The sequence below is a fragment of the Mesorhizobium sp. USDA 4413 genome (assembly GCF_056280365.1).
The window spans coordinates 906,974-925,324 of sequence record NZ_JBVPRP010000001.1 but is presented as its reverse complement, the minus strand read 5'-3'; the positions used below and the strand labels follow the sequence as shown (position 1 = coordinate 925,324).

Annotated in this window: 21 protein-coding genes, 1 tRNA gene and 1 pseudogene; 15 read left to right on the top strand and 8 right to left on the bottom strand. The window is 61.5% G+C overall.

Going from position 1 to position 18,351, the window contains the following annotated elements; all coding sequences use genetic code 11:
* Nucleotides 1–157: 157 nt before the first annotated feature.
* The 6 genes from ACVMIM_RS04730 to ACVMIM_RS04705 all read left to right on the top strand — a co-directional run bounded on the left by ACVMIM_RS04730 (nt 158) and on the right by ACVMIM_RS04705 (nt 6,831).
* Nucleotides 158–286: a hypothetical protein gene (locus ACVMIM_RS04730; protein WP_476110779.1), complete on the top strand. Its 129-nt coding sequence runs from the start codon at nt 158–160 to the stop codon at nt 284–286.
* Complete coding sequence (locus ACVMIM_RS04725; RefSeq protein ID WP_476110777.1) at nt 279–479, top strand: hypothetical protein; 201 nt, start codon at nt 279–281, stop codon at nt 477–479. Before ACVMIM_RS04730 ends, ACVMIM_RS04725 begins: the two co-directional genes overlap by 8 nt.
* Before the next feature lie 41 nt (nt 480–520).
* Nucleotides 521–1,408 carry an RNA polymerase sigma factor gene (locus ACVMIM_RS04720; protein WP_476110775.1) on the top strand — a complete coding sequence of 296 codons (888 nt, stop codon included), beginning with the start codon at nt 521–523 and terminating at the stop codon, nt 1,406–1,408.
* Nucleotides 1,409–1,638: 230 nt separating this feature from the next.
* On the top strand, nt 1,639–5,709 hold the full coding sequence (locus ACVMIM_RS04715; RefSeq protein ID WP_476110773.1) for a Pls/PosA family non-ribosomal peptide synthetase: 4,071 nt from the start codon (nt 1,639–1,641) through the stop codon (nt 5,707–5,709).
* Nucleotides 5,706–6,176, top strand: a complete 471-nt coding sequence (locus ACVMIM_RS04710; protein WP_476110772.1) for a GNAT family N-acetyltransferase — start codon at nt 5,706–5,708, stop codon at nt 6,174–6,176. Before ACVMIM_RS04715 ends, ACVMIM_RS04710 begins: the two co-directional genes overlap by 4 nt.
* Nucleotides 6,177–6,219: 43 nt before the next feature.
* Entirely contained in the window at nt 6,220–6,831 is a 612-nt protein-coding gene (locus tag ACVMIM_RS04705; RefSeq protein WP_476110770.1) for a 4'-phosphopantetheinyl transferase family protein, read from the top strand.
* 158 nt (nt 6,832–6,989) lie between these two features.
* On the opposite strand, the pseudogene ACVMIM_RS04700 reads toward ACVMIM_RS04705, so the two are convergent.
* Both ACVMIM_RS04700 and ACVMIM_RS04695 read right to left on the bottom strand, forming a co-directional pair.
* Nucleotides 6,990–7,519: pseudogene (locus ACVMIM_RS04700) on the bottom strand (dihydrofolate reductase family protein).
* A gap of 222 nt (nt 7,520–7,741) precedes the next feature.
* Nucleotides 7,742–8,623: a LysR family transcriptional regulator gene (locus tag ACVMIM_RS04695; protein ID WP_476110768.1), complete on the bottom strand. Its 882-nt coding sequence runs from the start codon at nt 8,621–8,623 to the stop codon at nt 7,742–7,744.
* Between the two features lie 112 nt (nt 8,624–8,735).
* Between ACVMIM_RS04695 and ACVMIM_RS04690 the strand changes: the two genes are divergently transcribed.
* Entirely contained in the window at nt 8,736–9,266 is a 531-nt protein-coding gene (locus tag ACVMIM_RS04690) for a VOC family protein (protein ID WP_476110766.1), read from the top strand.
* A gap of 186 nt (nt 9,267–9,452) precedes the next feature.
* On the opposite strand, the gene ACVMIM_RS04685 is transcribed toward ACVMIM_RS04690, so the two are convergent.
* A tRNA-Ser gene (locus ACVMIM_RS04685) sits at nt 9,453–9,556 on the bottom strand.
* Between the two features lie 103 nt (nt 9,557–9,659).
* Here ACVMIM_RS04685 and ACVMIM_RS04680 point away from each other — a divergent pair.
* Nucleotides 9,660–10,931, top strand: a complete 1,272-nt coding sequence (locus ACVMIM_RS04680; RefSeq protein ID WP_476110764.1) for a tyrosine-type recombinase/integrase — start codon at nt 9,660–9,662, stop codon at nt 10,929–10,931.
* On the opposite strand, the gene ACVMIM_RS04675 is transcribed toward ACVMIM_RS04680, so the two are convergent.
* From ACVMIM_RS04675 to ACVMIM_RS04665, 3 genes are all read right to left on the bottom strand, one after another.
* Nucleotides 10,894–11,223, bottom strand: coding sequence for a hypothetical protein (locus ACVMIM_RS04675; protein WP_476110762.1), 330 nt, complete (start codon nt 11,221–11,223; stop codon nt 10,894–10,896). The two genes, ACVMIM_RS04680 and ACVMIM_RS04675, sit on opposite strands and share 38 nt — an antisense overlap.
* A 333-nt stretch (nt 11,224–11,556) precedes the next feature.
* Complete coding sequence (locus tag ACVMIM_RS04670; protein WP_476110760.1) at nt 11,557–12,159, bottom strand: hypothetical protein; 603 nt, start codon at nt 12,157–12,159, stop codon at nt 11,557–11,559.
* A 428-nt stretch (nt 12,160–12,587) separates the two neighbouring features.
* Complete coding sequence (locus ACVMIM_RS04665; protein ID WP_476110758.1) at nt 12,588–13,130, bottom strand: hypothetical protein; 543 nt, start codon at nt 13,128–13,130, stop codon at nt 12,588–12,590.
* Between the two features lie 129 nt (nt 13,131–13,259).
* On the opposite strand from ACVMIM_RS04665, the gene ACVMIM_RS04660 reads away from it, so the two are divergent.
* The 3 genes from ACVMIM_RS04660 (at nt 13,260) to ACVMIM_RS04650 (ending at nt 14,468) form a co-directional block, all read left to right on the top strand.
* Nucleotides 13,260–13,556 carry a hypothetical protein gene (locus ACVMIM_RS04660; RefSeq protein WP_476110756.1) on the top strand — a complete coding sequence of 99 codons (297 nt, stop codon included), beginning with the start codon at nt 13,260–13,262 and terminating at the stop codon, nt 13,554–13,556.
* Nucleotides 13,557–13,567: 11 nt separating this feature from the next.
* Complete coding sequence (locus ACVMIM_RS04655; RefSeq protein ID WP_476110754.1) at nt 13,568–14,086, top strand: hypothetical protein; 519 nt, start codon at nt 13,568–13,570, stop codon at nt 14,084–14,086.
* A 151-nt stretch (nt 14,087–14,237) separates the two neighbouring features.
* Nucleotides 14,238–14,468: a hypothetical protein gene (locus ACVMIM_RS04650; protein ID WP_476110753.1), complete on the top strand. Its 231-nt coding sequence runs from the start codon at nt 14,238–14,240 to the stop codon at nt 14,466–14,468.
* A gap of 37 nt (nt 14,469–14,505) precedes the next feature.
* Here the strand turns inward: ACVMIM_RS04650 and ACVMIM_RS04645 are convergent, their stop codons facing one another.
* Nucleotides 14,506–14,820 carry a hypothetical protein gene (locus tag ACVMIM_RS04645; RefSeq protein WP_476110751.1) on the bottom strand — a complete coding sequence of 105 codons (315 nt, stop codon included), beginning with the start codon at nt 14,818–14,820 and terminating at the stop codon, nt 14,506–14,508.
* A 122-nt stretch (nt 14,821–14,942) separates the two neighbouring features.
* Nucleotides 14,943–15,371, bottom strand: a complete 429-nt coding sequence (locus ACVMIM_RS04640; protein WP_476110750.1) for a hypothetical protein — start codon at nt 15,369–15,371, stop codon at nt 14,943–14,945.
* Between the two features lie 162 nt (nt 15,372–15,533).
* Here ACVMIM_RS04640 and ACVMIM_RS04635 point away from each other — a divergent pair, with 162 nt between their 5' ends.
* The 4 genes from ACVMIM_RS04635 (at nt 15,534) to ACVMIM_RS04620 (ending at nt 18,289) form a co-directional block, all read left to right on the top strand.
* Nucleotides 15,534–15,704 carry a hypothetical protein gene (locus tag ACVMIM_RS04635; RefSeq protein WP_476110748.1) on the top strand — a complete coding sequence of 57 codons (171 nt, stop codon included), beginning with the start codon at nt 15,534–15,536 and terminating at the stop codon, nt 15,702–15,704.
* Between the two features lie 162 nt (nt 15,705–15,866).
* Nucleotides 15,867–16,178: a hypothetical protein gene (locus ACVMIM_RS04630; protein ID WP_476110746.1), complete on the top strand. Its 312-nt coding sequence runs from the start codon at nt 15,867–15,869 to the stop codon at nt 16,176–16,178.
* 135 nt (nt 16,179–16,313) lie between these two features.
* A complete protein-coding gene (locus tag ACVMIM_RS04625; RefSeq protein WP_476110744.1) occupies nt 16,314–16,814 on the top strand; it encodes a hypothetical protein in 501 nt (166 codons plus the stop codon).
* 524 nt (nt 16,815–17,338) lie between these two features.
* Complete coding sequence (locus tag ACVMIM_RS04620; RefSeq protein WP_476110742.1) at nt 17,339–18,289, top strand: hypothetical protein; 951 nt, start codon at nt 17,339–17,341, stop codon at nt 18,287–18,289.
* Nucleotides 18,290–18,351: the final 62 nt, after the last annotated feature.

Below are 18,351 nucleotides of genomic sequence, written 5' to 3'. Positions count from 1 at the left end.
GCAAGGCCCCCTCTGCCTGCTTTGGCGACATCTGCAGGGTGCTGGCGCCACTCGTATGCGATTGCCCTGCCCTCAGCGGAAACATTTTTTGTGCCCCGCGAATCCTTTCGCCCATCCGGAACGTCTTTCTCCTGCAACCCCCAAGCAGGAGACGACCATGACGTACAATGTCATCCGCTACGGCGTGAAGGACACCAGCATTACCGAGAACCGGGCGCTGGTGGAGAAAGTGTTCGAGGCGCTTGATAAAAACGCAGCCGCAATCGGTGCGCTACCTGGTGCTTGAGCTCGACAACGGCGAATTCATCCACCTTGTCGGCTATGACAAGGACAGCTCGGCGCTGACCGAACTCGACGCCTTCAAAGCCTTCGGCGCCAATCACGGCGGGCGGCGTTCAACACCCCTTGTGAGGGCGCCGGCGAAGATCGTCGGCAATTATCGTATGCTGGCCAAGGCCGATGAGGTCGTGCCCGCCTGAGCAGGGCACAGCGTGGCGTTGGCGAGACGAGAAAGAGGACGATGAGCTTGGCAGGGTTCGGCCGCGCGCAACTTGAAGCCATGCTTGTCGGCCTGCGGCCGAAACTGCACCGCTATGCGGCCCGTATGGCGGGCTCGACCGTCGACGGCGAGGACATCGTGCAGGAGGCGGTGGTGAAGGCGCTTGCTGCATATGACGGCGGCGCTCTCGTCGAACGGCCCGAGCAGTGGCTGTTCCGCATCGCCCACAATGCGGCGCAGGATCATCTGCGCCGCCGCCAGCGGGAGCGCTCCCGCAACACCGAGGCCGATATGACGACAATGGAGGATCTCTCGGCCAACGCCGAGGCGAGGCTTGCGGCGGCAACAAGCCTGCGCACGTTCATGCAGCTCACGCCGGCGCAGCGGAGCGCCGTGGTCCTGACCGACGTGCTCGGCCTCAGCCTTTCCGAAACGTGCGAGGTTACGGGCGCGACCTTGGCTGCAACCAAGGCGGCGCTGCATCGCGGCCGGGCAGAGCTGAAGGCGCTGGCCGCCCGAACCGACGACGTCGCCATGCCCAAGCTCGACCCGGAGGAGGAGCGCCGCCTGCGCCGTTATGTCGACCTGTTCAACGCGCGCGATTTCGACGGGGTCAGGAGACTGATCGCCGAGGATGTCCGAGTCGACGTCATCGATCGCGTCCGCCTCATCGGCAAGAAGGAAGCCTCGACCTATTTCGGCAATTACGACCGCCTCGGCGACTGGGCGCTGTCGCTCGGCTTCCTCGATGGCCAGCCGGCGATCCTGATCCGCAACCCACAGGCGGGCGATGCGGTGCGCGGCTTCGTGCTGATCGACTGGCGCGGTGAGGAGGTCGTGCGCATCCGCGATTTCCGCCACGTTGCGTACTGCGTCGAGAATGCCGACATCCGCCCTATAGCCCTTTGATCCCCGCGTGAGGCGCTGCCTCATCAAATCATCGTGAAGTCGCGCGATCGTCACGGATCGGCCATCAGTGCAGCAGCATAGGCCTGCTCGAAGTCGGCCAGTTCCCCAGTCCCAAACGCCTCGGCAGGATCATTTCACCGTCCGCGAAGAAGGGCGCCTGGCCGGACGCCGTTAGTTTTTGTCTTTTCACCAATCACGTAGCGGGCGATACGAGCCCGCGAGGTTTTCTGATGTCTCTCACCGAAGCCACCAAGCCCGCCAAGCAGAACTTCCACCAGGCAAAAGCAGCGAGCGCAGCGCCGGCGCGCGAGCAGATCCTGATCGGCCCCGATTTCATCCAGAAGGGCGAGCCGGACGAAAGGCTCGACCGGTTCTTCGGCGACCTGGCGAGCCGCTTCGACGCCGCGCCCGCGGTCATTTCCGGCGGCCGTGCCTGGTCGTATCGCGAGCTGAACAACCGCGCCAATCAGTTCGCCCATCTTTTGATCGAGCGTGGCGTCAAGCCGGGCGACCGGATCGGCCTTTTGCTGGACCGCTCCGCCGAGACCTACATCGCCGTGCTGGCCGTGATGAAGGCCGGAGCGGCCTTCGTGCCTTTAGCCACCGCGTTTCCCGAAGACCGCATGGTGATGATCATCGACGATGCCAATGTCACGTTGGTGATCAGCGTCTCGGGCTATGCGGCGCGCGTAGCGCGCCTGCCGGTGCCGCATATCTCGATCGACTCCGCGGAGTCCGAAATCGCGCTCCAGCCGGAAACAGCGCCCTTGCCGGACGGCATCCAGGATCAAACCTGCTACATCCTCTATACATCCGGCACCACCGGCAAGCCGAAGGGCGTTGTCATCACCCACCAGAGCTTCTGCAACTTCATCCGCGTCGCCGCGGCGTCCTACGGCTATCAACCCGGTGACCGGGTATATCAGGGCATGACCATCGCCTTCGACTTTTCCTCGGAGGAGATCTGGGTGCCGTTCACCGCCGGCGCCACGGTCGTGCCGGCCCCGGGTCAGCAGCCCCTCGTCGGCGAGGAACTGGCCGCTTTCCTGCGTGAACACCAGATCACATGCATGGCCTGCAGCCCGACCCTTTTGTCGTCGATCGAGAGCGACGCGCCGAGCCTGCGCGCGATCCTGGTCGGCGGCGAAGCCTGCTCGCATAAACTCGTGGTGCGTTGGGCGAAGCCTGGACGCCAGATCCTGAACACCTACGGCCCGACCGAAGCCACGGTCACCGCCACCATGGCGTTGCTGACGCCGGACGAGCCGGTGACGATCGGCAGGCCGCTGCCCACCTATTCGATAGCCATCCTCGATCCGGAAAAGCCGACGGTGCTGACCGGCGACCAGCTGGGGGAAATCTGCATCGGCGGCATGGGCGTGGCGGTCGGCTATCTCAACCGTCCGGAACTGACGGACCAGAAATTCATCCAGGATTTCATCGGGCTGCCGAACAATCCCGGCGGCCGCATCTACCGAACGGGCGACCTTGGCCGGATCAACGACAAGGGCGAGATCGAATATCACGGCCGCATCGACACGCAGGTGAAGATCCGCGGCTATCGCATCGAGCTGGGCGAGATCGAGGCCGTGCTCCTGGACCAGCCAGGCATCGCGCAGGCGGCGGTCACGACGTGGGAGATCGAACCCGAGCGCACGGAACTTGTCGGCTACTATGCGCCCAAGGCCGGGGGCGACGGGGTGGATCGCACCGCGCTCGTGCAGGAGCTGAAGCGGCGGCTGCCGGACTACATGGTTCCGGCCTATCTGGAGCAGTTGCCCGCGATCCCGATGACGGTCTCCAACAAGGTCGACCTGAGGAAATTGCCGAAACCGACCAGCGCGCGTGTCGCATCCGGCCATGCGATGGTCGACCCGCGCAACGAGGACGAGAAGTTCCTCGTGGACGCGCTGCAGGACGTGCTGAAGTTCGACGATATCTCTATCGAGGATCACTTCTTCGACGATCTCGGCGCGAATTCTCTTTTGATGGCCAGGTTCTGCGCCCGCATCCGCGTCCGCAAGGAGTGGTCGACAACTTCGATGCGCGACATCTACCTGCATCCGACGGTCGCCAAGCTTTCCGATTACCTGCGGGAGCCGCAAACGGCCGCTATTGCCGCGAGCGAGCCCATGCTGACGCACCGGGCTTCCAATCTCGCCATTTGGGCAACGGGATTCGGGCAGTTGCTGTTCTACGCGGTCTACAGCTATGTCGCGCTTTGGACGATCAATGACGGCCTCAACTGGGTCTATGACGCTCTGGACGAACCGGTCGCCCTTTACCTGCGTTGCGTTGTTTTGTCCGCCGGCGTGTTCTTCGGATTAAGCGGCTTCGCCATCGCCGCCAAATGGCTGCTGGTCGGCCGCTGGAAGGCCGAAACATTCCCGATCTGGGGCTGGCGGTATTACCGCTTCTGGATCGTGAAGACACTGGTCCGCGGCGCTCCGGTCGTGCTGTTCCGAGGCAGCCCGCTCTACAGCCTCTATTTGCGCCTGCTCGGCGCCAGGCTTGGCGAACGCACCGTCATCGAATGCCGTGCCGTTCCGGTCTGCACCGACCTGATCACGATCGGCGACAACTCGATCCTGCGCAAGGAATCGATGATCCTCGGCTTCCGAGCCCAGGCGGGCTATATCCACACCGGCCCGGTCTATGTCGGCAACAATGCCTTCGTCGGTGTCGGCTCGACCCTGGACATCGACACCCGCATCGGCGACGGCGCCCAGCTCGGCCATGCTTCATCGCTGCATCGCGGGCAGACCATTCCGGCGGGAGAGCGCAGGCACGGCTCGCCGGCGATCCCGACCGAGGCTGACTACTGCACCGTCCCCAACGTGCCGCTGTCGAGAGTGCGCCGGTTCATCTACGAGGCGATCCAGCTCTTCATTCTCTTCGCCATCGTCACGCCTTTCCCGCTGCTCTTTCACACCTATTGGGAAAATGTCGGCGATGACTATCAGGAGACGATCGGTCTGGTGGCGATCGGCACTACGGTCACGGTGGCGGGCTTCATCGTCGGCGGGGTGCTGCTGGCGACCGTCGTGCCACGCCTGTTCAACCTCATGCTGAAACCCGGCCGGAACTATTCGCTTTACGGCTTCCATTATTGGCTGCAGTCGATGCTCGAGCTGGTGAGCAACGTGCGGCTGCTGAACGTGCTGTTCGGCGACAGCTCGGCCATCGTCTATTATCTGCGCGCCCTGGGCTGGCGGCTGAACAAGGTGGATCAGACCGGCTCGAATTTCGGCACCAACCAGCGGCACGAGAATCCGCAGCTCAGCGAAATCGGCTCGAAAACCATGGTGTCCGACGGTCTGTTCATGGTCAACATGCAGAAGTCGGCCAACTCCTTCCGCCTCGAGCATACACGGGTCGGCGAGCGCAACTTCTTCGGCAACAACATCATCTATTCGCCGGATTCCCGCACCGGCGACAATTGCCTGCTCGGGACCAAGGTCCACGTGCCGGTGGACGGTCCCATCCGCGAGAATGTAGGGCTGCTGGGCTCGCCGCCCTTCGAAATTCCGCGCATGGTCAACCGCGACAAGGAGCTTCTCGGATTGATTTCCGACAAGGAGCGCAGTCGCCGCCTGCCGCGGAAGAACCTGCACAATCTCGTCACCGCGCTGATGTTCGTGGCCGCGCAATGGGTGATCCTGTTCCTGACGCTCGCGATCTGGGACCGGGCGCTCAACTACTATACCGAATGGGGGGAGACGGCGCTGTTCGTCGCGGTGGTGCTGACCACGGCGATCGGTATTCCGTTCTATATCTTCCTCGAGCGCGCCAGCCTCGCCTTCCGCCGGCTGAAACCCAGGATGGCGACAATCTACGATCCGGTCTTCTGGCGGCACGAACGCCACTGGAAGCTGTCCGATTCACCGATCATGCGGCTGTTCACCGGCACCCCGTTCCGGCCGCTCATCCTACGCCTGCTGGGTGTGAAGGTCGGGTTGCGGCTCTATGACGGGGGCTGCATCATAACCGAGCGGTCGCTGGTGGAGATCGGCGACGACGTGACGCTCAACGAGGGCTGCGTGATCCAGCCGCACTCGCTGGAGGAAGGCGCGTTCAAGTCCGATTACATCCGTATCGGCAATGGTTGCACGCTGGCGCCTTCCGCCTTCGTTCACTACGCGGTGGTGATGGGCGAGGGGTCCGTGGCCGACGTCGACTGCTTCGTCATGAAGGGCGAAGTCCTTGAGCCGAACACGGTCTGGCGCGGCAATCCGGCGAAACTTTACGGCGTCGTGACGCCGATCGATGCTCGCGCGATGGAAATCGGGCATGCCCCGTGACGCGCGCCGCCGGCACGAGTGACCAGCCGGTTGCCCTGGAGCCTGTCGGCAAGGGCAACCGGGCGGCGGTACTGGCGCTCGAGCTGGCGCCAGAACAACAAGGCTTTGTCGCCTCCAACGCGGACTCGCTGGCCGAGGCTCGCCAGGATGACGAGGCCATCCCGCGCGCCGTGGTCGCCGCGGGGCGTGTCGTCGGATTCCTGATGTACAGCGCACCCGACGACGATGACGAAGCGATCATCTATCGTTTCATGATCGACCGGCGCGAGCAGGGCAAGGGCCTCGGCCGCGCCGCTATCGCCAAGGCGCTGGAAGAGATTGCGCGCCTTGGCCATGTCCGTGGCGTCTCGATCTGCTACGAGCTCGAAAACGAGGCGGCGCGCCGGCTTTACGCCGGCTTCGGTTTCGTGGAGCAGCGACTGGATGAAGACGGCGAGATGATCGCCGTGCTCGAATTGGGCGGATAGGGCGTTGAACACCCCACCGACAGGGGCCCGGCCGGACATCGAGATGGCCGTCGAGCGCGCATTGACAGGCTTCGCACCGCCCGGCCTGATCACCGGCTGCCGTCTTATTCGCGTCGGAGACGAGCGCTATCTCCTGCCGGCGGAAAACGCCTCCATCGCCACGCGCGACCCCAGGGCGCGCGCCGCCAGCGGGTCGGGTCGCCTGGTGGCGCACGAATTGCTCCGGCGGCTTGGGTGCGCGGATCCCGCCGTGCCGCGCGGCCAACTGGGAAACCCGATCTGGCCCGCGGGCATCATCGGCTCGATAGCGCATGACGACGAGTTCGCCGTGGCGGTCGCCGCGCAAAGCGGCGCCATGAGAAGCGTGGGCGTCGACATCGAACCCGCCCTGCCCTTGCCTCGGGAGCTGGAGGCAATCGTGGCCACGCCGCAAGACCGCGTGGGCGATCTCGAGGCCGGCATAGGCAGCCGGGTCCTGTTTGCCGCCAAGGAGGCGGTCTACAAGGCATCGTTTCCGCTCGACGGCCATGTGCTGGGCTTCGAGGACATCGGCGTCGATTTCGAATCGGGCGAAGCGGTCACATCAGCCGGCCGCATGCTGACGGTGCGCTTCGCCCTCTCGCCCAGAATCCTGACGCTGGCATACACGGCATAGGCGCGGGTTGGGGGTCTTCACCACCACAACCTTACCTCTCAAAAGCCGCGTTGCTCATCCCAGCTTCCCAGGCTGCTCGTGCAGGCCCGAACGGCGCCGCAGGCGAGCCGAGACGCTTGCGAATTTTCAGCCGGCGGTGGCGCGCGGACGCCGCGAGATCAGGCGGGGGCGTAGGACAATCTGATCACATCCTCGCCAATCCGATCATGCGCCATGAGGCGGAGCGGCGGCCGGGGTCCGGCGAAATATGGCTTGCCGTGACCAAGCACACCGGGTGCAGGTAGATCCGATACTCGTCGATCAAGCCAAGTTCGGTGAGGCTTCGCGCCAAGTCCGGGCCGGCGACTTCGATCTCGCCGTCGCGCTCGGCCTTCAGCTTCCGGATTGCGGCCCCGAGATCGCCCTCGACAAGCGTGGCATTGGGGCCGACGGACTGCAACGAGCGTGAGACGACCCATTTCGGCTGGTTGCGCCAAGCGGCCGCGAAGGCCCGTTCGTCCGCATTCCATTCAGGATGCTCCTCGTCCCAGTAGCGCATGACCTCGTAAATGCGGCGACCGTAAATGCTGCCCGCCTGCCCCTCGGCCTCCTCGATGAAATGGCGGAAGAGCGTGGGGCTCGGCCCGAACGCCATGTGATCGACATAGCCGTCCAGCGACTGGTTCATTCCGAAGACAAGCTTGGCCATTGCCTGTTCCTCACATGGCATTCGCGCGATCTGATTGCGCTGTGCAATCAGTGTAGACTAGGTCGACTGATTGTATTTTGCAATTGGTTTTTGGCGCGCAGCACTCCGGCTCCTCCGGCGGGCCTGGCTGCCGAGCGAGGCTCGGCCGAAGCATGGACACGCCGCTCCCGCACTGCCGCCCGTCAAAATGGCGTGGCCATTCAATCCAGTGCGACGCCAAAGTTACGGATGCAGGTGCAGGCGTTTCACACTGGCTGCTGCGAAGGTGATGAACCGCTTGACGCGCGCTGGCACAAACTTCTGAGCGGGATAGGCGAAAAAAAGTCCCGCCAAGGACGAATGCAGCGCCGGCAAAACGCGCACCAGCCGTTGTTGGTCTGCGAAAAAGGCCGGCAGGAACCCGATCCCGAGCCCCATGGTGACAAAGGTTCTGACCGTTAGCAGGTCATCGCAGGTCAGGTCGCCCGATAGATCAATGCTGATCTTCCGGTTTCCCATCAACAGGGGCAGAGGATGGGCCCAGGGCCTGCCGAACCCGATCAGGTCGTGGTGCTTGAGATCGTCCACGTCAACGGGGACGCCGCGTCTGTCGAGATAGTGTTGGCTTGCGAACAGTCCCGTCGGTCCTGTGACGAAGGATCTGGTCACCAGGCTCGAATCGCGGAGCGGACCGACGCGGATGGCGAGATCGACGCCTTCCGCGATCATGTCGACGATCCGGTCCGTGACGATCAGCTCGATTTTCACCATCGGGAACGTTTCGCGAAACGCGCCGATGATGGGTGGCAGCAGGCTTTGCGCGATATCGACGGCCGCTGTGACCCGAAGCAGGCCGTCCAGGCTTCTTGTCCCTGACGTAACCGCGGCTTCGGCTGCCTCGATCTCACGAAGCCCGGCACGGCACCGCTCAAAATAGGCCTGGCCGGCAGGGGTGACGCGGAGCTTGCGGGTCGTACGCTGGATCAGACCGACACCGAGGCGCTGCTCCAGCGCCGCCACCTTTGCGCTCACTGTGCTGGCGGGCATACGGAGCCTTCGGGCAGCACCGGCAAAACTGCCCGCCTCCAGCACCTTGACGAAGACGCTGATCTCATCGATGCGCATGCCGACTATTATGCAGAATTATGGATGATGATTCCAGATTATACCGTCTTGTGACGAAACGGTTTCCGCAATCTGCTTTCGACGTCGGGAAGAGGTTAGAAGGAGACGGAGAATGAAAGGGCCGATCATGACCGGAAGCGAGCCGATCGACCCGCGCGTCCGCGTCGGGCATGTTCATCTGAAGGTTGCAAATCTTGAGCGATCGCTTGCTTTCTACTGCGGGGTGCTTAGCTTCGGCCTGCAGGGCCTGCTTGAAGACGAGGCCGCGTTCCTTGCGGCCGGCGGCTATCACCATCACCTCGCGATCAACACTTGGGAAAGCCGAGGCGGTTCGCCGCCGCCGGAAGGATCGACCGGTCTCCATCACGTTGCCTTTGTGTATCCAACACGAGCCGCGCTCGGCAGCGCACTCCGCCGCCTTCGCACGCCGGGTGTAGAACTCACTGGCGCCAGCGACCACGGCGGGACCGAGGCGATCTATCTCCGCGATCCGGACGACAACGGCGTCGAACTCTATTGGGATCGACCCGAGAAGGAGTGGCCCCGCAACGCCGATGGCTCGTTGAAAATCGTCAGAAATCCCCTCGATGTCGATGACCTGGCCGCCGAAGGATCGCCTGAATCCTCGGTTGGGAAAGGATAAATCTGTGGGTTGCTAGGCGGAGAGGCATGGCGCTGGCCTTCACCCATGCGGTGATCGGGCGTTTCGCGTCCTAAAACGATCAGTCCCCGCGGTCAGCTATGCGCCGAGTTGCGGAAAGGGACAGGCAATTCGCCCGGCAGAGATCAACGATCGACCGTCCGGCCACGCCAGGAAACAGCAGAAAAATGGCGCGCCCGAAGAGATTCGAACTCCTGACCCCCAGATTCGTAGTCTGGTCAGAAGTTAGTGCGGGTTTGTGCGAGGAAATGCACTGGCCCTCGCTAGACCGCTGATTTGCTGGCTTTATGGGTTTGCTCATTGTGCGGCAGTGTGCAAGATAATGCAGAGCCGCGCAATGACTTTGTGCCCCCGAGTTGCCCCAGAGTGCCCCCGGTGAAGCTGACCGACGACCTTCTGAAAAACGTGAAGCCCGAGGAGGGCAAGCGCGTCGAGCTACGCGACGACAAAGAACCTGGCCTGATCTTCCGTGTCACGCCAAACGGTATCCGCACGTGGTCGGTGCGCTACCGGAATGCCGCCGGCGATCACCGGCGCAAGAGCCTCGGCAAGTTCCCAGTCATAGGTCTATCGAAGGCGAGGGAGTTAGCCCGGAAGGCAAAGGGCGAGGTCGCCGTCGGGATCGATCCGGTTGCGGTCGACAAGGAACTGAAGGCCGAAGAGCGCCGCAAGCGCCTGCATACCATCGCGGGACTGGCTGAAGCGTATTTCGAAGCGGCGACCGCGGGGACGCACCGTGGAGGCGACGAGGCAAAGCCGAAGCGGCCCGGAACTATTGCCGAGGAGCGGCGGGTCTTTGACAAGCTGGTGAAGCCGAAGTTCGGCGATCGTGCTGTTGCCACTCTGACACGCGCCGAGATTCGAGACTTCGTGACGCTGCAGGGCCGCAAGGCAGCATCGAATGGCCGGCATTGTCGAAACATCATTCGGCAGATGATGGCCTATGCCGTGCGCGAAGGCGTCATCGACCTCAACCCCGCTCTCGACATTGCGGTGACGATGCCGACGGCGCGCCAGCGCGTGCTCAATGATTCCGAGCTGCAGAAGGTCTGGAAGGCATGGGATGCGTCGGAGGCGTTGATGAGCGTTGCGCTCCGGATGGCCGCTGTAACACTTCAGCGAGGCGGCGAGGTGGTCGGCATGCGCTGGGACGAGATAGACCGCCCGGCGAAGACGTGGCGCATTCCTGCGGCTCGTATGAAGGGCAAGAGAACGCATCTGGTGCCGTTGTCCGATCTTGCATTGAAACTGCTCGACGAGGCCGCGCGGCTCACTGCGGGCAATGGCAGCGAGTATGTGTTCGCGTCTCCGCGGCTTGAGGATGGCGAGGACGGCCACATCGACCGGAGAGCCTTCTCCAGAGCCATGGCGCGCCTGATTTCCGATCTCAAGCTACCCCAGGCCTCGCCGCACGATCTTCGGCGCACGGGCGCCACCATCATGACGAGCGAGCGTTTAGGTGTTGCGCGTTTCATCGTGTCACAGGTGCTCGCCCATGCTGGCGACACAGGCGGCGGTGCCGCAGTGACTGGCCAGCACTATGACGTGAACGATTATCTGCGGGAGAAGCGCAAGGCGCTTGACGCTTGGGCTGATTTGCTCGTGGCAATTACGAATGGTTCCGAGGCGGAGGCGGGTCAAATTTGAAGAAGTAGCGGAGCACCATATGCCACAGTCCGGTTAGCATGACGGTTGCAAACTCAATCTGGAGCAGATTGCTATCGAGCAGGATCCGACAAGTGGTGTGAAGATCGAAAAATGTGACCGCCAACATGACTATCAGCACGATCGAAAAGCCGGACGCGGCATGCTCAACAATGCCGGAGAGGGATGCGCCGTCGCCCGTCATTTTCATGATGAAAGCGATCGCTGTGAAGATGACGAGCATGACCATCGCCACCAGTGGCGAACAGAGCGCCTCGATAAGCGTCTCAAGCATGGTCGCTTAGCGTTTTGTAAGCCGGTCGACGCCAGCAAAGGCTATTGCGAAGCCGCAACCTGCTAGGAAGAGGAATTGCATTGAAATGGGGGATCTCATCATGAGGTCACCCTGCAGAGCCGCCGCGACAAAATTGGCGACTATGGGCCCGAATACAAAGCCAGGGAAAATGTATCTCTGGACTATCATTTGGCGTGCCTTCCACCCCGTTCGCAAGGACATTGGTAGTGGATCAGGGTAAACAACTGCCTAAGGGGCGAGGTTCCTACAGTTGTGAGCCCGGCCACATAGCAGCCGGGCCAATAAAAATAAGGTCGGCAAAATTGACCTTTTTCACCGCAGCGCTTTGGCCATCACCCGGAGGATATCGGCCGCCAGCTTGTCGCCACCGAACGACGAAAAGAACTTCGTCTCCTTGCTGATCGATGCGAAGCACGCCATCGCGTTGGCCTTGGCGATCAGGCCGGTGACCGTCCAGGCATCCTCTTTCATGATATCGTAGAAGGCGCGCCGCACGTCATCGATGGCGAACTCGCGTTCCTCGACCGCGGCCTTGATGCCCGTGGCCACAAGCGCGCGTTCCTTGGCATCCTCGTATTTCTTGGCCTTGCGGAAGAGCGCTTTGAACTCGCGCCCGGAGCTATGGTCGAACCAGCGGCCATGCGCCTCCCTGATCCTATCGCTGGTGTAGATCCGTCGTGCGAACCCGTGGGGTGGATAGATGGTATTGCCCTCGAAATCGCGCTCTTCCTGGGTGAGCCCTGAAGAAACCCCGTCTTTGCGTGCGTAAACGAGCTCGGCCGGCACCGGCGGGATCAGCGCGGCGCACGACGCTATGGTCGCCGTCTTGTGCCGATCGGCTGCGAGATATGCATCGAACGCCTGGCGAAACTTGGCATGGAGGCCCACCAGGCTCGGGTTTTCCTGCGGCGACATCTCTTCGGCGCCGGCGACGGGCAGCGCTACAACGCCTCCTATGGCCGGAATGGAGGCGATTGCGCCGAACGCGGCGCGACGAGTGATTGCAGTCATGGGTATTTCCTCGCGGTTCGAACCGGCTTTCTACGGCCGGCGGACATTGCCGAAGTTTGAGCAATGTCCAATATCGGCGGGCGGCGCCGAAGCCGGGGGGTAGAAACTGGCCGCGAGACCAGCCGAACGATTTTAAGCTCTCGCTCTGGACATAGCGTTCGCCTCCGGCCATATTCGCCGAGTTGGAACGCCCGCCAAGGCGTTACCAAGCGCTCAGAGCCCGCCAAGGCTCCTGCGCCTCAGCAGCACCTTCGACGCCAATCGAGGTTTCCTGCTTATCGCGGTCCGGGTTTCTACGCCCACGGACACGCTGCGCTGATTTGATGAAAAATTCAATTCCCCTTTTTTGGGGAGACCTCGGGCATTTCGGCCAAGCCGAGAAGAAAATTCATTTCCTCTTCGCAATTTATTGGCAGGTGGGCACTCTGTCGTTGCCCTTGGAAGTCTGTGGAACTCACGTCGATGGCAATCGCCACGTGAGGCCCGCAGGGCAGCACCTCGAAGAATCGCATACCGGGTATGGGCTTCAAAACGTTGAGTGTGAACAGCTTCGTATCCCCAGGGGAAACGATCGCCGCGCTGCCACCTAGCTCAGAAACGCGAAGCTCCAAGCCGTTGACCTCGTGATTGCCGATCCGGCCAGACAATGATGCGCCGGAAATGGTGCCTGCTCTAATGCCACTGTTCGACACCAGGAGCCCTATTGAGACCGGGTTTGCGTTCGCCTGAATCGAGTAGATCAGGTTCGAATTTTTAGGCGTGAACAGATTGATCGCTATCGGGACCACGACAACGGAAACGGAGACGATCGAGTTGAGCAGAGCGACGATCGAGACCGTCCATGCAAGTGTGTACGGTTTGTCTCTTTTTTCCAATGTACCCCCCTGCTCGCAGGCTAATCGATAGCACCCGATGCTCGCCGATGCCACAGCCAGCGGGCCCGCTTGCGTGCGCGCCTCAGTTGCGCGATGCTGGGCCGGGGAAATAAACAGGGGGACTAAACTATGCCTCACATAGAGCGCATTGAGAAACGCAAGCGCGGTTTCTTCGGCACGATGTTCTGGTGGATGTTCTTGGGCTTCAACATCCTTATGGGCCTGTGGATGTTTGCCGGAATCAAAGGTGTGAGCGAGCAATATCAGGCGACAACAGATGCCGCCTCCCATGTTGGAACTGCGATTGGCGGGACCATTGCCGTCGGCGTGTTGCTTTGGATTTGGGTTTTCGGCGACATCATTCTCGGCTTGCTGGTGCTCTTGTCACGCGGCAAGAAAGTCACGATCGAGCGGACGGTCAACTGAGGGGCAAAACCATGAAGGTCCTAAGCACTGCATCATTCAAAACCATCAAAGACACCCAGCCGGGCGAAATCGTTGCGCTTGGTCGTCGATCTCGCATGCTGGGCATTGTCCTGAAAGATCACCAGAATAATGGCCGACTTGTCGGCGAGCTTACCGACACCGAAGAGCCTCATCCACGAGTCGTGTATGCGTCTCCCAATGACGAGTGTCTTTCCTACGGATCCGATTGGGTGATCGAGCCCGTCGCTGGAGAGCGTGCCTATCCGACACTGCACGAAGAACGCCGCCTCTCCGGGGTGCTTGCTCTCACGAAAGACGGATGGTTTATGAGCTTCGCCACTAGCGGCATAGACTCGCAAGGCCGATACAACATTGAGTGGTGGCGCCTTGAAGACTTCGTGGTCGTCAAGGAACTAGGATCGGCTGCGCTCTTCAATGCTTGGGCTATCTGGCCGACAGAAGAGGCGTGGGCCGACGACCGGGACGAGCTTTGGGAATATTCCGCCAAGCCGCCGGCACGACACGACTGACAAGACGGCGTGGTCGCCCTCTACATCGCCGAAATCGGCCTCGCGATGGCCGCCAGCGCTGTCTGGCGCTACCGGCAGCGCGACATGATCGGGATGGCGGCAAGCGACGCTCGCAGTATGGGCGCTGTTGCTTTAGCGAGGAGGCATCGACATGACGGAAAGCAAGCTGGTTCACAACGAGCGCGTGAAGCTGGCAGCGACGTTCTTCAACAGCCTTGCGGTCATTGCTCTTGCCACCGGCGCAATCCTTCCGACCGTGACGCTGAGTATGGCCGGGAAGCCGTTTGAGGTCTCGACGTTTCTCCCGCTGATTTTTGGCGCCTTCATCAGCGCTTTCTGCGTCTCCATCGCGCGCAGCCTTCTTGGCCACCTCAGAGACTAGAGGCCCTCGCCAGCGCGCGTTTCCTCTTGCCGCTGTCCTACGCCGCCCTTGTCTCGATCGCGCGCTGGCGGGCTTCCCTTGCCAGCGCCATGCATTGCTGGGCCATCTTGCTGGTCAGACCTGGTTGCTTTTCTACCCAGGGCCCGAAATGCCCGCGCGGAAGGGTTTCTTTCATGTGCATCAGCCGGCACCCGACCCTGATCTTCAACTCGGTCGACCAGCGGCCTCCAGGAAGCGCCAGGACGTCGTTGTCGACCGGCTGAGGCTCCGGAGGTGCCATGAGGGTCAAATAGGCCCTGTGGACCGCCTGCTGCCTGTCTGGTGGCAGCTTGGCGAACTGCCGCACCGTCATGCCGCACCCGAAGGCCAGGACCGCGGTATGGCGCTTTTCGCCTCGCATGCGGCCCAGGCGCCGGTATTGCCATTCGTTTGGCAGGCGATAGGTGCCGACACCGTCGACCTCGATCTCTGTGGTTATGCCGCGGCCCTCTCGAATAGCGCGCCGCCGGCGATCATGGGAAACAGCATGGCCGCCATGTTGTGCGCGGTGGATCCCGGCATCGCCCTCGCCATCCGTCGGACGTGGCCGAGGTCGATCCGGTCGAAGGCGTCGAAGAGTTCGGAGCCGATCGGCATGACCTCGATCCGCACCAGGTAGGAAACGGCCTGTAGGATGGCGGCGTGGAGCTCAAGGCCGTTGCCGGTCTGGTTGATCAGCTTGAGCACCAGGGCGAGATGCGACTCGCCATAGGCGCGGCCGATCGCGCGCACCGCAGGCTTGCAATAGCAGTGGCCCGGCTTGCGGCCGGTGGTGCGGTTCTCTTCAGCATCGTGGAGGGTGACGCCGCAGGCTCGAGCTATTCGGTAGATGTCGCAGGGAAAATCACCGGTTCGTGCCAGCATCGCCGCCTCGGATGTGATCCTGGCTGCAACTTATAGTCCGTTGCACCGCGACCTGAAAATAGGAATTCTGTCCTCGGATGGGGCGATCACCACAAAGAGGCGGTCGCAATGGTTCGACGCAACAAACCGAAACAGCTTTCGGAACCACAGATAACCGAATTCATGGCAGCGGCCGCAGCGCTGCACAAAGCCATCGTGACGCCACTGATTTCGACGCAGTGCGATCATTACCGCTCAATGCAGGACTTGCATGAGGCGCTGCTGAAGACGGTGAAGGACATCACCGGCAAGGATGCCGCGTTCGTGCGGTGGTTCGGCGCCGGGTCAAGATAGGGATAAGCCCGCCGCCGGGAGGATGGTGGCGACGGGCTTTCGACTAAACGGACGCAAGAGCGGATGCTTCCACAACCGGCAATTCGCGAGCGTTGTTCCGTGCCTGTTCGCAAAATATTAGCAACCGCTTGACGAAGCCGGTTGCAGCGCCAGACTCGTGCCATGGCGAAGGACAGCATCAAGGTCGGCGATACGGTTGCGATCACCGCGACGATCCGCAAGCGCATCACTGAGGATAGAGTCGCGGTGCTTATCCCTTCCTACAACCAGCCGCATTCGATCGTGGACACGTCGCCGAACATCAGCAGTGGGCAGAAGATCGAGCTAACAGGCGAGGTGCTGCGCGTAGATGAAGATACGGTCACGGTCGGCGGCAAGGACCTCGGGATCACGGTCAAACGGTCGGCCGTGCGGCTCGTCACGAGCTATGTGCCTCCGAGGCGGAAGAACCCGCTGGTCGACAAAACGACCTGAAATCTCCCGGAAGTAATAGCCGCATATATCCAGTTCAGGCTTGCCGTTGTCTCGTTTACCCAAAATAGCGAGCCCTCTTGCAGAAATATTCGCTTTAAGAGATGCTTAACCCTAAGCCGTGGGAGGGGCTGGGGGATGAGAGTAAAGGCGTTCTTGGCACTATGTGCCGCAGCCGCGCTGTGCGGCTGTCAGACGAGCAATCAAGCCGATTACGTACAGATAGGCTATGGGCCGAGTTTTGACGTCGCCCATGCTCAATGCGAAATGCAAAAGGGGTCCGTAGACCAGGGCTATCTTGCGATTGGCTCGCCGGGCTTTGTTGCCGGCGCCGGTATAGGCAATGCCCTAGGCAACTTGGCTCGAGAAGATCAATACATGAAGAACTGCCTTATCCTAAACGGATGGAAGCGCGCGCCGCGGGGTCAGGGAGCCGCTGCTGTTGCTGCAGAAGCTGCCGGCAAAGCGCCGACGCCTTACGGCATTGCGCGGGCACCTGGGAGCTGGATCAACACCGCCCTGTTGGACTGGTCAGACGCCAACAAGAAATGCATCGCCGGCGACAAGGCCGCTTGCGCCACCCGTGCCAAGCTCGGCTCTCAACTCCGGGCAGTTGGCGTCAGCCCATCATCGGTCTGAGGTCTGCCATGGATTGGCGGATAATCCTCGCAAATCATGTCAGCAACCTATGGTTCCAAAATCTCACTTTAGAAATGTAACGGTTCTTGTTGGTGCGACCATCGGTTTCGTGCTTTTGATGGGCAGACCGTTCTTCCCTGCCGGGTTCAAACCGTATGCGCTCCCGTTGGCCGCATCGGTAGTGGTAGGAACGTTTGGGCTAGTAGCTGCTCAAAACAAAGTCTCGGTCGGACGCGCGCTTCCGGGTCCGAAGGCCACCATCAAAAGATCCCATCTCGTTTTACTCGCGGCGATCTTCGTAATTTCTGCGGCAAATTTCCTGTTTCACCTGATTCATGGATAGACCGACATAGCACCCCGCCAAGCGCGCGTTCTTGGCCGCCGCTCTCCTATTCACCGCCTCAGCGTCCGGCGCGCTGTGGCGCGTGCCGGTGGCCTGGATTTGGGCATTACCCAAACGTCTGCAGTTGCTTTAAACAGCGAGCCATCTTTCACGACCTCCGGACTGGAACAAGGAGAAACCCGTGACGCTGATCCTATCGATTTCGACGCCTGCGTTTATTGTCCAGGCTGGCGATCGTCTGGTGACCATTGACCGCACCGGCGCTGTTCACAACGCGATGGCCAATAAACTAGTGTTCCTGAAAGCGCTGGATGGCCTTGCCGCGATTAGTTTTGCCGGAATCGCCTACATCGACGGCAAGACAACTGATGAATGGATCGCGAGAACTATTTCCGGATTCTACGCGCAAACGGGTATGCTCAGTTTCAGAGGTGGCAAGCCCATCCGACAAACGCTGAACCAGGTCGTACATGGCCTCGCTCAGGCCCTCGAAGCGCGACCGGAGCCCAAGCACGGACTGTGGATACAGGTGGCGGGCTGGCGCATCAACGGGGCGCGTCACTACCCCTTCATCCGGGAAATGGCGTGGAAGCGCTTCCGCCCGACAAGATTAGAGACCACCCCCAAGCCTTGGCGGGTGGAGAGACGATACCCGAAGGAAAAGGAGATCGTTCTGGGGGCAATTGGGGAGGAAGTTCAGGGACTGAATGTGCTTTCTGGAAAGCTTGAGGCGTTCCGCAAAACGGGCGATCCGTTCACGCCGGACGTGGCCAAGGGGCTATTGGTCGACGCAATCCGGCAAGTGGCGTTGTCTGCGGGGACGGTGGGCCCCGACGTGATGACCGCCACTATCCCCAGTCCAAGAGTTGGCACTCTTCCGAATGTCGAATTTTTCCCGATGAAGCCGCTTCAAGCCGCGATCACGCCTAACGGATCCGGTGCGAAACCGATCATCGTTCCTGTGATGCACACTCCCTATATCGTCGGGCCGGCCGGAATGCTTTCACCGAGCGCAATGTCTGGAGCAGGAACGATCAATTTCGACGGCGTCGGCATTGAGATGATAGGACCTAAGCCACCGCCTGGTATCCTATTTGTCGGCAGCAGCCTGGGGCGCCGCACAGGGCGCTGAGCAGCCGCGCCGTCATAGGCGTCCGGCGCCTGGCGGAAAGCCTCTGCACCGACCTCGCTATC